Here is a 12717-nt window from a genome sequence, read left to right on the forward strand (position 1 = left end):
CTTTCATGGGGCTCGTTCAGTTAGCGTCAAACGGCAACAGCCCCTAGGATTGAGTCGCCCTAGTTGCGTAGACGCTTCCGGGCCTCATAGTGAGGCTATATGAGCGAGCTCCCTTGTCTGAGCAGGGCTTCCGCCAGCGGCTGCTTCTGGCCGATCACTGCCACTCACAAAGAGTAGCAACCGACCGGTAGCTTAGCTGTACCTCTTGCGCCTAGAGCGTGAAACATCACGATACGGTTTGAGTACCAAAATGTCGGCGACTGAAGACGCCTGAGCCAAGAGAGTGGACCTGGGCAGGCCCACCCTTCCCGGCAAATAGATCAATGCCAGTTCGCAGCAATCACCGTATTCAGTTGCTCACGCTGGCTTTGCGTGAGGTTGATTTCACCTCCTGCCGGCGCGCCGAACGTGGCCATTGCGTTGACCAGGTTGTCCACGGCGTTCGCGTACAGCGATGCCCCTCCCGCCTGGATGACGTCGATCTTCTGAGCTGAACCCAGGTACCAGTCCTTGACCGTTACCCGATCATCGGAGCCCGTCACATCGATGACCAGGTTATTGCCGTCGCGAGAGAGCCAGAGGTTGGTGGCCGAGATACCTTCAATGCTCAGGACGTCGGTGTCATCCGGTGTCGCTGAGAAGTTGTTGATGGTGTCCTGCCCGTCGCCCGCGGCGAAAACGTAAATATCAGCACCGTCCCCACCCTGGAGCAGGTCATTGCCTTTGCCCCCTTGCAGCCGGTCGTTGGTACTGGAGCCTGTAAGGGTGTCATTGCCCGCCGTACTGGCCCTGGCCGTCATCTGGTCGCTGGTGAGCAGCGAGCCGTCAGCGAACTCGAATCGCTCGATCCGGTAGCGACCGCCGGTGGTGTAGAACCAGTTGTTGAGGGTCACCTGATCCTGGCCGTTGCGATGGTTCAAGACCAGGCTGTTGCCGACCCGGGAGACGGAGAAGTCGGAGGTCAGAATCCCCTCGCCGAATTTCAGGATGTCGGTTTCCGAGCCATAGACGTTGTCGTCGTTGATGGTGTCTCGGCCATCGCCCAGCTTGAAGAGGTAAGTGTCGCCACCGGCACCACCGTTCAGCACGTCGTTACCCGTCCCTCCTTCCAGGACGTCCGCGCCGGCGCCACCGGTCAGGGTGTCGTTCCCCGCGCCGCCCACCAGTGACTGGTTGAAGGCCGCACTGACACCGGTCAGCACATCGTCCCCGTCGCCTCCGACCAATTTCAAGAGCGGAGCGGCGACCGTTGCGCTGGTCCAGACAGTACCGTCCGCAAACTCGAACCGGTCGACCTGGTAACGACCGCTGTTGGCATAGAACCAGTTGTTGAGGGTCACCTGATCCTGGCCGTTGCGATGGCTCAGCACCAGGTTGACGCCAACACGCGTTACCGTGATATCAGAGGCCAGAATGCCTTCACCAAATTTCAGGATATCGGTTTCAGAGCCGTAGACGTTGTCTTCGTTGATGGTGTCCCGGCCGTCGCCCAGCTTGAAGAGGTAGGTGTCACCACCGGCACCGCCGTTGAGGACATCGTTGCCGGCGCCCCCCTCCAGCACGTCGAATCCAGTGCCGCCGTTCAGGGTGTCGTTTCCGGCACCTCCGGACAAGGACTGGTTAAACGCGGCACTGACGCCCGTCAGGACGTCATCGCCCTCGCCTCCCACTTGCGTGAGCAGCGAGGTGGCCAACGCGGCACTGGTCCAGACAGTACCGTCCGCGAATTCGAACCGGTCGACCTGGTAGCGGCCGCTGTTGACCGAAAACCAGCTGTTGAGGGTCACCTGATCCTGGCCGTTGCGATGGCTCAGTACCAGGTTGACGCCGACGCGCGTGGCCGTGATATCGGAGGCTAGAATGCCTTCCCCGAACCTGAGGATATCGGTTTCAGAACCGTAGACGTTGTCTTCGTTGATGGTGTCGCGACCGTCGCCCAGCTTGAAGAGGTAGATATCGCCGCCAGCACCGCCGTTGAGCACATCGTTACCGGTACCGCCTTCCAACACATCGGTACCGGAACCACCATTGAGGGTGTCGTTCCCGGCGCCGCCGGACAGTGACTGGTTGAACGCTGCACTGACGCCCGTCAGGACGTCATCGCCGTCACCACCCACCTGCTTGAGCAGCGAGGCGGCCAACGCGGCACTGGTCCAGACAGTACCGTCCGCGAATTCGAACCGGTCGACCTGGTAGCGGCCGCTGTTGACGGAGAACCAGCTGTTGAGGGTCACCTGGTCCTGGCCATTGCGATGGCTCAGCACCAGGTTGACGCCGACGCGCGTGGCCGTGATATCAGAGGCCAGGATACCTTCCCCGAACTTCAGCACATCGGTTTCCGAGCCGTAGACGTTGTCTTCGTTGATGGTGTCGCGACCATCGCCCAACTTGAAGAGGTAGATATCGCCGCCAGCACCGCCATTAAGCACATCGTTGTCCGTACCGCCGTCCAACACATCGGTACCGGAACCGCCATTGAGGGTATCGTTCCCGGCGCCGCCGGACAGGGACTGGTTGAACGCGGCGCTGACACCTGTCAAAACGTCGTCACCGTCACCGCCCACCTGCTTGAGTAACGTGGTGGCCAAGGCCGCACTGGTCCAGACTGTGCCGTCGGCGAATTCGAACCGGTCAACCTGATAGCGACCGCTGTTCACAGAAAACCAACTGTTGAGGGTGACTTGATCCAGGCCGTTGCGATGGCTGAGCACCAGGTTGACGCCCACGCGCGTGGCGATGATGTCGGACGCCAGAATGCCTTCCCCGAACTTCAGCACATCGGTTTCCGAGCCGTAGACGTTGTCTTCGTTGATGGTGTCGCGGCCATCGCCCAGATTGAACAGGTAGGTGTCGCCGCCCGCGCCGCCGTTGAGTACGTCATTGCCGGTGCCACCCTCCAGTAGATCGGCACCCGCGCCCGCGGTGATGATGTCATTGCCCGCACCGCCACGAATGACTTGCGACTGCGCACTGCTGACGCCCGTCAGCACGTCATCGCCGTCTCCGCCCACCAGCTCCAGCAGTTGCTTGGACACCTCGGCGCTGGTCCAAACAGTGCCGTTACTGAACTCAAACCGCTCGATCTGGTAGCGCCCGCTGTTGGTTGCAAACCAGTTGCTGAGGGTGATCTGGTCCTGGCCATTGCGGTGGCTCAGCACCAGGCTGGTGCCCACCCGAGTGGCCGTGATGTCGGAGGCCAGAATGCCCGCGCCGAACCTCAGGATGTCGGTTTCAGAACCGTAGACATTGTCTTCGTTGATGGTGTCGCGGCCATCGCCCAATTTGAAGAGGTAGGTGTCCCCGCCGGCGCCGCCGTTCAGGATATCGTTGCCGGTACCGCCCTCCAGGACATCGGCTCCCGAACCGCCGTTGAGGGTGTCGTTACCGGCGCCTCCCGACAACGACTGGTTGAATGCAGCACTGACGCCGGTCAGCACATCATCACCGGCCCCACCGACTTGCGTCAGCGTGAGGGTCGTCAAGGCAGCACTGGTCCACACGGTCCCGTCGATGAACTCAAAGCGCTCCACCTGGTAGCGACCGCCGGTGGTGGCAAACCAATTGTTGAGGGTCACCTGGTCCTGGCCATTGCGGTGACTCAATACCAGGTTGATGCCCACTCGCGTGGCCGTGATATCGGAGGCCAGAATACCTTCCCCGAACTTCACAACATCGGTTTCGGAGCCGTAGCCGTTGTCCTCGTTGATGATGTCCCGGCCATCGCCCAGCTTGAAGAAATAGATGTCCCCGCCAGCGCCGCCGTTGAGCACATCGTTGCCCGTGCCGCCGTCCAGCACATCGCTACCGGAACCACCATTGAGGGTATCGTTCCCGGCGCCTCCAGACAGGGACTGGTTGAACGCAGCACTGACCCCCGTCAGGACATCGTCGCCCTCTGTGCCCACCTGTGTCAGTAGCGAGGCAGCCAGTGCCGCGCTGGTCCAGACTGTGCCGTCGGCGAACTCGAACCGATCGACCTGATAGCGGCCGCTGTTGGCCGCGAACCAGTTGTTGAGGGTGATCTGGTCCTGACCGTTGCGATGGCTCAGTACCAGGTTGATGCCCACGCGGCTGGCGATGAGATCCGATGCCTGAATACCTTCGCCAAACCTCAGGACATCGATTTCGGAGCCATAACCATTGTCTTCGTTGATAACGTCTTGCCCGTCGCCCAGATCAAACAAGTAGAGGTCAGCGCCCGCACCGCCATTCAAGACATCGTTGCCGGTGCCGCCCTCCAGCAAATCGGCCCCTGCCCCTGCGGTAATGACATCGTTGCCTGCCCCTCCTCGAATGACTTGCGACTGTGCACTGCTGACACCGGTCAGCACGTCGTCACCGTCTCCCCCCTGCAGGTCGAGCAAGCGCGTGGAGAGTGCTGAGCTGGTCCAGACCGTGCCGTCGGCGAACTCAAACCGCTCGATCTGGTAGCGCCCGCTGTTGGTTGCAAACCAGTTGCTGAGGGTGATCTGGTCCTGGCCATTGCGGTGGCTCAGCACCAGGCTGGTGCCCACCCGAGTGGCCGTGATGTCGGAGGCCAGAATGCCCGCGCCGAACCTCAGGATGTCGGTTTCAGAACCGTAGCCGTTGTCTTCGTTGATGGTGTCGCGGCCGTCGCCCAGCTTGAACAGGTAAATGTCCCCGCCAGCGCCACCGTTCAGGATATCGTTGCCGGTACCACCCTCCAGGACATCAGCTCCCGAGCCGCCGTTGAGGGTGTCGTTACCGGCACCTCCCGACAGCGACTGGTTGAACGCGGCACTGACGCCGGTCAGCACATCGTCCCCGTCACCACCCACTTGCGTCAGTATCAGGGTACTCAAGGCGGCGCTGGTCCATACGGTGCCGTCCGCAAACTCGAACCGCTCGACCTGATAACGACCGCCGTTGGCATAAAACCAGTTGCTGATCGTGATCTGATCCTGGCCATTGCGATGACTCAGCACCAGGCTGGTGCCCACCCGGGTGGCCGTGATGTCGGAGGCCTGAATGCCTTCGCCGAACTTCACCACATCGGTTTCGGAACCGTAGCCGTTATCTTCGTTGAGGGTGTCGCGGCCATCGCCCAGCTTGAACAAGTAGATGTCCCCACCGGCACCACCGTTGAGCACATCGTTGCCGGTTCCGCCTTCCAGGGTATCGGCGCCAGCGCCGCCCATCAGCGTGTCGTTCCCTGCACCGCCAGACAGCGACTGGTTGAAGGCCGCGGTCAGCCCCGTCAGAACATCATCCCCCTCGCCGCCGACCTGAACCAGAAAGGGCGCGGTGACGGCAGCACTGGTCCAGACTGTACCGTCCGCAAACTCGAACCGCTCGACCTGATAGCGACCGCCGTTGGCATAGAACCAGTTGTTGAGGGTCACCTGATCCTGGCCATTGCGGTGGCTCAACACCAGGTGGACACCGACGCGGGTAGCGGTGATGTCCGAAGCCAGAATGCCTTCACCGAACTTCAGGACATCGGTTTCCGAACCGTAGCCGTTGTCTTCGTTGAGGGCGTCGCGGCCATCGCCCAACTTGAACAGGTAAATGTCCCCGCCGGCGCCACCGTTGAGCACATCGTTGCCCGTACCGCCCTCCAGCACATCAGTCCCCGAGCCACCGTTGAGGGTGTCATTGCCGGCACCTCCCGACAGCGACTGGTTGAACGCGGCACTGACGCCGCTCAGCACATCGTCCCCGTCACCGCCCACTTGCGTCAGTATCAGGGTACTCAAGGCGGCGCTGGTCCATACGGTGCCGTCTGCGAACTCAAAGCGCTCAACCTGATAGCGGCCGCCGGTGGCGTAGAACCAGTTGCTGAGGGTGATCTGATCCTGGCCATTGCGGTGGCTCAGCACCAGGCTGGTGCCCACCCGGGTGGCCGTGATGTCGGAGGCCAGGATGCCCGCGCCGAACTTGACGATATCGGTTTCCGAACCGTAGCCGTTGTCTTCGTTGATCGTGTCGCGGCCATCGCCCAGCTTGAACAAGTAGATGTCCCCGCCGGCACCACCGTTGAGCACATCGTTGCCGGTTCCGCCTTCCAGGGTATCGGCACCAGCACCGCCCATCAGCGTGTCGTTCCCTGCACCGCCAGACAGCGACTGGTTGAAGGCCGCGGTCAGCCCCGTCAGAACATCATCCCCCTCGCCGCCGACCTGAACCAGAAAGGGCGCGGTGACGGCAGCACTGGTCCAGACTGTACCGTCCGCAAACTCGAACCGCTCCACCTGATAACGACCGCTGTTGGCATAAAACCAGTTGCTAAGGGTGATCTGATCCTGGCCATTGCGGTGGCTCAGCACCAGATTGACACCGACGCGAGTGGCCGTGATATCGGACGCCAGAATGCCCTCACCAAACTTCACGACGTCGGTTTCAGAGCCGTAGCTATTGTCTTCGTTGATCGTGTCGCGACCATCGCCCAGCTTGAACAGGTAGGTGTCGGCGCCTGTGCCACCGTTGAGGATATCGTTGCCAGTCCCGCCATCGAGTAGGTCGTTCCCGGCCCCGCCGCTCAGGGTGTCGTTGCCGGAGCCACCTTCGAGCCGATCATGCAGGTTGCCGCCCAGGAGTTCATCATTGCCGGCGCCGGCAATCAGCACGTAGCTCTTGTCGTTCAGGGCTGTCAATCGCTCATCACCGGATGATCCGACGATCAGATTCGGTACGCGGGTGAACAGATCCGAACGCTCAGCGCTCGACAGGCGGCTGACCAGGTCAGCCAGCAAATCAGAGGAGGCGAACCTGTCCTTCACATCCTGAATATCCCTGAAGTGAAACAAGTCGATCACAACCAGTTCCCGAGAGGTGCCCTGTGCCTGCTCAAACGCGAGACTGAAGGCTGTCGTGACCGCCGCGAAGTCGAATGAAAACCCAGACGGTGTCAGCGTCAAATTCATCGCCTGAAAATAGGGCTTCAGGCGGATCTCAAACACGAACGACTCCACGATGTGGCTTCTGAGTTTTTCATAAGCCTGCATCAAGACTTCAGCAGAGTTGGGCCCCGGGTTAGGCAACCCTTCATTGGTCCCACTGCCCTGGATAAAGGACTTCGCGAGAAAGGCTTCGAGCGCATAGAGTTTTCGGCCATCGGCGAGGTACTCCCCCCGACTGTTGGCGGCGTAGGCATCGGCCCCCGTCCATTTGAAAATCAACTGATCGATCAGGTCACCGCTTTGCGCTGAATAGACGTCCTGCTTCAAGGCCTGGACCAGGCTGACTAAGGCACCCGAGCCGTCTTTGGCCATGGCCTGATGCAGGCTTTTCACGTTACCCAGGCCCGCAAAGTTCGGCAGGCTGGCAATCTCCCCGGACACCGCCACGGGCGCCGCGTCGACGGTATTGAGACGATCGGCGTTGAACCAGATGTCATTCATGCTGCGAATGACCCCGTTCGCATCCGTGTACTGCCCGACCTGAAGCGCCTTGTTCCCCTGCGGGTCGATGGCTGAGCCATTGCTGTAGGCGGTGTTCAAACTCGCGATATTCGCCGCGCTCAGGCTAAGCAGTTCACCGGCGTCGACCTTCGCATCACTGTTGAGGTCTCGCCAGATCTGCAGGGTGGAAAAGGCGCTGTCGTTAGCGTCGATTTTCCCATCATGATTGCTGTCCAGCTCAGCCAGCGCTGCAAAACCGTTAGTGGCCCGCTGCCCGTTCGACAGGATGGAATTATTGCCAAAGAGTTCACTGCCATTGTCTATCTGCCCGTTACCATTTCGGTCCCAGACCAGCAGGCCATCATCCTTCCCAACCCAGCCTGTGGTTTCTGAAGTGCCGTTACCATCATGATCAAAATGGATGCCGGCGTTCACACTGATGGTTTCAACGCCATCGCCATCCAGGTCCAGTATCAGGGGCGACACGGTGCCTTCGGCCTGGCCAAACAGTGCCGATAACAGCGAGGCCAGGCCCGCCCCAATACTCGCGCCGCTAAAATCATCACCCCGTTTAACGCCCAGGGACTCAGCTCCACCGTTGTCCCACAGCCAGCCCCAGAACTTGCTGGCTGCGAACCCGGCCACGATTGAGGCCGCAGTCGCAAGCAATACGGGAGCCCCTACGGCGGCCATGGCGCCGGCGGCAAGCGAACCAATGGCCATGCCGGCCAATACGGTGACTGCCGTCTTGCCTACCTCATACGCGTCCCCGGTGCTCATCGCCGTGCCCAGTTGGGCAATGTTGATGGCGGGCCCCAGCACGGACGCCAGGCGACTGAGATTGGTTGCCAACGCACTACCGGCATTGGCATTGCTCATGATCTGATTCGCTTCGCCCATGGCACTTTTTGCAATCGACTCATAGGCCTTGGCCGTTGCCGTCGCATTTTTATACAACGGGGAGTCAGGCAGGTCGGCATACTGCAACGCTTCCTTGGCAGCCGCAGCCGAAGCCTTCATGGCGTTCTGTGCCAGATGGTGCTGATAAGCGGCGTCTGCGAGCGCTTTTTTGTTCGCCTCAGAGAGCGTTCCGCCATAGGCTTCTTGAATCGCTTTTTCAATCCCACCTTTCACTGCTTCGGCAGAAACGCCAACGCCGTCCCACCAGTCAGGTTCAAACGTGGAATAATTGATTTGCGAATCGGCCATGGCACACCTCTCTTATTTTTTAGAAATGAATCTTTGAGAAATTCCTGATCCACCAGTACAGCGAGGCCAAGCCAAAGCCCAGCCAAAAAGACAATAAGAATGCGTAGATAAGTTGCAAAAGCCTTGATGCGTGAATGCACAAGTTCAAGCACTTCTCTTCAGCGGGAAGGGCCACACTGAATAGCAATAATGGCGGCAAGAGATACAGCGCAACGATCAGGGGCTTGAGATGCCGTTTAGGGGAGTTGCGCGACCCTATAAAGGCCAGCTTGTATTTGTCCCAGCCAGCAACAAGCACGGCATAGTAGATCGACGCATAGGCGAAAAAAGAAAACAGCACCCTTGTATTTTCAGGAAACGAGGACCTGCTGGCCCAAACGTCTATTGATGGAAAAACAAGCACGGGCAGCCACGTGAACAACTTCAATGCACCACTTAAAGACACATACTCATCAGGACTTAAATAAACCAGAAGAGCCGCTATAACCAGTGGTAGCCAAAAGGCCCAACGCCGCACAAACCCATCTTCGGCGACAGCTTGTATAACTTTTGGGTCAGAGGGTATGTACATAATTCATCCTGATTGCCTTGCATTGTTAAGGGGTGAGACAACAGCAAAGCCTGGCGAGAAGCCTCCAGCTCCAGGGGGAAACCAGTGTTTGAGAGGATTAGATCGCGAACGATCGCAGGTGCCGCCTGCGCACACGAAGGCTCGCCAGCGGGCAAAAATCGGGGTGAATACATTCGGCAGGAACGCCCGCGTGAACGGAGCACACTGATTGACCGTAGCATCCATGCGACTGCAGCTCCGTACCATCACCAACATGGGAATTGTGCTGCGAGCATAGTCAACGGAAAATCGACTTGCCTGTGGCGACTTAGAACAAAAAGCTATAGCCAAAGCATCCGGCAGAGAGATCGAAAACTACATTCCCGAAGACACCCTGACCGGTGCCTTGAGCGCGGCCTACAAACACTTCGCAAAACGGCTGGAGACGGGGCCGTTCGACCCTGTCCTGCCCTTCGAGACGAAAGCACAGAAAGTCTTCAAGGACGTCGACAAAGTCAAAGTAGCGAAGCTCATCAGCCAAAGCCCCACCCGTGAATCCCCTCTCGACCTGGAGGAGCGGATTCAGGCGTTCATCCAGATGATCAGGAAGGCCAATCGATAAGGACCAGACGCCTCCACATATCAGCATTCGTACTGTTCGTACCTTTCATCGACACAGGCACTGCGTACCGGAAAAAATCTGTAGCAGTTGGGCTTTTGACAGCTCCACTCGGTGTTATTCATTGTGTCGGGGCATACCGCTGGCATTGCCAGCCCCCTGCCGACGTAGCACGGATCTGGAAGCTACGATGCGCCATTGCGCATGATCCTCCCAAGTCGCAGCGCTTCCGGTAGTGCGACTGATCGACTGCTATTGCAGTCGATGGAAGCACCGCTGTCGCTTCACCGTTCCCCCCTACGGGCCTCGCCCGTAGAGGGCAGGCCCTCCCCGAAAATCTGGAGGTCTGATGAAAACGGAAATGACGATGTACAAGGTGTTGCTCGATACCGGCGTCTCAGAAGAAATCGCTACTGCGATCCTGGGCGAGTTGAGCATTGAAAAGCATAGGGTTCTGCCCTTCGAACCCGGCCGCGTGCTGGCCACTCAAGGCGTCAAAAAGCTTGAAAAACAAGGGGTCAACACCCTTCCCTTCCTGATGCTCCATCTGGTCAGTGATGTGAGCAAATTAAGTGAGCAAGACCAACAGGCTCATGCCCACGCACTGCAAAGTGGCGGTCGGATCATCTCAATCTTCAATGATATCGAAGCCGAGAATGAGACCACGCTGTACATCTACACCGCAGGGGACAGAAGCTACACGCTCCTGCTTCTGTCCCAGGACCGTTGGATCATGGACTCAGTCTGACTGAGGCCCATCAACCGCCGACTCACCTTCACAGGTGAGTCGGCGGTTTTCGTTCTGAGGAAGGTAGTACCGAGCAGCTTGGCTCGATGCGCTACCGGCCAGCAGCAGGCCTCTCTGAGGCCCAATAAAACAAGGGGAGCAACGCTCCCCCTCCTGATCCTCGTCGTATCAGCAACGCCTCACACCAGCCCCTCGGCGATCCAGCTCTGGACAAGGCTCCAGACCATCGCTAGGTTCAGCCTCGGTACGCACTCGGTCATCTGCATCGCGACCTTCAGTACGGAGCGTGAATCCTTCAGGTCCGTGTCCAGCTCCTGTGTCAGGCGCACCCAGTGCTCCCAGAGGCTGATCTCCTCCTGGGAGCCCACCAGGGGCCAGCGGCCCTTGCGATGGGGGATGCCCAACATCGTGCGGCGGATGGCGACTTCCTTGGCCGACAGGCCGAAAAGCTCCAGAATCATCGGAGAACTGGCGCCCAGGGTGATCGCGCGGCTGATCAGATACTCCTCCTCGCTGTCCTTGACGTGGCTCAGCAGCCGGTGGACGACCGGACCATTGACCACCACCTTGAACCAGGGCACCGGCGAGTTCACCAGGGCCCCCATGCAATGGGGATCGATCAGGGTCTGCAGGTCTTTCTCTTCAATGCCCATGGCCAGGCAATTGCGCAACTGGCCGTTCTTGATGTTGTTCATGATCTGAAAGGCGACTGCCAGATTCAACGGGTGCATATAAACCTCCACCACTGCGTGATTTGATAAGGGCCGCCGTCAGCGACCGATGGCTTTCCAATCCCAGCACTCCACGCAGTCAGCGTCCTCTGTGCAATGCCGTCCTCGTTGTACCCTCAGTATCTCGACGCCCGCCCAATCATCCAGGCGACAGGCCAGCTCATACAGAAATCCGCGGTTCTTCAGTTGCTCGGTACTGAGCCTGAGCAGAACCGTGCAGGTGTCTTCGCCCGTGACATCGAAACTCAAATCCATTTGTGGTTCTCCCTGTGGTGGCTATCGCTTCCGGCGCCAGTGCCGGTGATAACTGAACGGCTAGCGTGAACATTCCTGGGCAGGCTGATGAAACCACTCCTGTGTTTCACCGCCCTCTCCTGCTGCACCGCCGCTGAATTCCGTGATGCCTATACATATGTAGTGCTTCAGCCTGGAGATAGCCGTCAGAAAAAGCGCTTCACCAGCAGGAAAAATCAGGCACTGACTGTGAGACGCAGGATTGCGCCGGGCATTAGGGGGTTTCGATCAGCCTGCCAGCAGATGCCCCATCCAAAGCAATCGCCGTACCTTACGCAGGGCGCCAGCGCCGAGAAGCGCAGGCCATGAATACGGCACCCAGGACATGGGCTAGTACAGAGTAAGGGACCAAAACCACACCATGCCGGCACAACTTCGTACACGCTTTTCGGAGGGGTCTGGTTGGCCCATCCGCCTCATGCCTACGTAGATCAGGGAACCGATGCGGTCGTCATCTTCGCGGTTTCAGACAAACGCAGCAGGCTGGCAAAAGCTTGTTGCAGATGGAGTTTTGACAGGCGTCGGCGGCGGTATTCATTGTGCAGGGGCATACCGCTGGCATTGTCAGCACCCTGCTTACGCAGCCTGGATCTGAGAGCTGCGATGCGCCATTGCGCATGATCCACGACCCAAGTCGCAGCGCTTCCGGTAGTGCGACTGATCGACTGCCATTGCAGCCGATGGAAGCACTGCTGTCGCTTCACTGTTTCCCCCCTACGGGCCTCGCCCGTAGGGCCAGGCCCTCCCAAAAATCTGGAGGTCTGATGAAATTGGAAACGGCTTTGTACAAGGCGTTGGTCTCGGCCAACGTTTCGGAAGACAACGCTACCGCCGTCTTAAATGCGCTGGAGGAAGAGATGAGTACAACCCTCGCAACCAAAAATGATATGGCTTTGCTTCGTACGGAAATCGTCGCTCTGGAGCTCAAGCTCACCATACGCATGGGTCTCATGCTGTCTGCCTTTGCAGGCATCGTGTTGGGTGGCATGAAGTACCTCATCTAAAAATGCGTTGGAGGAAGAGATGAGTACAACCCTCGCAACCAAAAATGATGTGGCCTTACTTCGTACGGAGATGAAGGCAGTGCGCGCCGAAATGGTCGCGGCTTGCTCTCAACTGGAGGTCAAGCTCACCGTGCGCATGGGCATCATGCTGTCTGCCTTTGCAGGCATCGTGTTGGGTGGCATGAAGTACCTGATCTAAAC

Annotated in this window: 9 protein-coding genes; 4 read left to right on the plus strand and 5 right to left on the minus strand. The window is 58.9% G+C overall.

Annotated features, from left to right (window positions below):
• Positions 1–320: 320 nt before the first annotated feature.
• Complete coding sequence (locus tag HX851_RS45225) at positions 321–8570, minus strand: calcium-binding protein (protein WP_256262844.1); 8250 nt, start codon at positions 8568–8570, stop codon at positions 321–323.
• 19 nt (positions 8571–8589) lie between these two features.
• Positions 8590–9141 (minus strand): hypothetical protein, encoded by a 552-nt coding sequence (locus tag HX851_RS29755; RefSeq protein WP_177066365.1) that lies wholly within the window; start codon positions 9139–9141, stop codon positions 8590–8592.
• Between the two features lie 385 nt (positions 9142–9526).
• On the opposite strand from HX851_RS29755, the gene HX851_RS29760 reads away from it, so the two are divergent.
• Positions 9527–9742 carry a hypothetical protein gene (locus HX851_RS29760; RefSeq protein ID WP_177066366.1) on the plus strand — a complete coding sequence of 72 codons (216 nt, stop codon included), beginning with the start codon at positions 9527–9529 and terminating at the stop codon, positions 9740–9742.
• Positions 9743–10088: 346 nt separating this feature from the next.
• Entirely contained in the window at positions 10089–10487 is a 399-nt protein-coding gene (locus HX851_RS29765) for a hypothetical protein (protein ID WP_177066367.1), read from the plus strand.
• A 179-nt stretch (positions 10488–10666) separates the two neighbouring features.
• Here HX851_RS29765 and HX851_RS29770 read toward each other — a convergent pair whose 3' ends face one another.
• The 3 genes from HX851_RS29770 to HX851_RS29780 form a co-directional block, all read right to left on the minus strand.
• A complete protein-coding gene (locus tag HX851_RS29770; protein ID WP_177058584.1) occupies positions 10667–11218 on the minus strand; it encodes a DUF2857 domain-containing protein in 552 nt (183 codons plus the stop codon).
• Between the two features lie 39 nt (positions 11219–11257).
• Entirely contained in the window at positions 11258–11473 is a 216-nt protein-coding gene (locus HX851_RS29775; protein WP_177066368.1) for a hypothetical protein, read from the minus strand.
• Positions 11474–11943: 470 nt separating this feature from the next.
• The gene (locus HX851_RS29780; protein ID WP_177066369.1) at positions 11944–12216 is read right to left on the minus strand and encodes a hypothetical protein; all 273 of its coding nucleotides are present in this window, start codon (positions 12214–12216) and stop codon (positions 11944–11946) included.
• Positions 12217–12276: 60 nt separating this feature from the next.
• On the opposite strand from HX851_RS29780, the gene HX851_RS29785 reads away from it, so the two are divergent.
• Together HX851_RS29785 and HX851_RS29790 are read left to right on the plus strand one after the other, a co-directional pair.
• Positions 12277–12516, plus strand: coding sequence for a hypothetical protein (locus HX851_RS29785; RefSeq protein ID WP_177066370.1), 240 nt, complete (start codon positions 12277–12279; stop codon positions 12514–12516).
• A gap of 19 nt (positions 12517–12535) precedes the next feature.
• The gene (locus HX851_RS29790; protein WP_177066371.1) at positions 12536–12715 is read left to right on the plus strand and encodes a hypothetical protein; all 180 of its coding nucleotides are present in this window, start codon (positions 12536–12538) and stop codon (positions 12713–12715) included.
• Positions 12716–12717: the final 2 nt, after the last annotated feature.

Origin of the sequence: Pseudomonas gingeri (assembly GCF_013385635.1) — a bacterium.
Classification (GTDB): domain Bacteria; phylum Pseudomonadota; class Gammaproteobacteria; order Pseudomonadales; family Pseudomonadaceae; genus Aquipseudomonas; species Aquipseudomonas gingeri_A.

Excerpts from the sequence above, each read along its gene's own strand:
- HX851_RS29765 (WP_177066367.1), top strand. The coding sequence starts at position 10,089 with ATGAAAACGGAAATGACGATGTACAAGGTGTTGCTCGATACCGGCGTC.
- HX851_RS29775 (WP_177066368.1), bottom strand. The coding sequence starts at position 11,473 with ATGGATTTGAGTTTCGATGTCACGGGCGAAGACACCTGCACGGTTCTG.
- HX851_RS45225 (WP_256262844.1), bottom strand. The coding sequence starts at position 8,570 with ATGGCCGATTCGCAAATCAATTATTCCACGTTTGAACCTGACTGGTGG.
- HX851_RS29770 (WP_177058584.1), bottom strand. The coding sequence starts at position 11,218 with ATGCACCCGTTGAATCTGGCAGTCGCCTTTCAGATCATGAACAACATC.
- HX851_RS29785 (WP_177066370.1), top strand. The coding sequence starts at position 12,277 with ATGAAATTGGAAACGGCTTTGTACAAGGCGTTGGTCTCGGCCAACGTT.
- HX851_RS29790 (WP_177066371.1), top strand. The coding sequence starts at position 12,536 with ATGAGTACAACCCTCGCAACCAAAAATGATGTGGCCTTACTTCGTACG.
- HX851_RS29755 (WP_177066365.1), bottom strand. The coding sequence starts at position 9,141 with ATGTACATACCCTCTGACCCAAAAGTTATACAAGCTGTCGCCGAAGAT.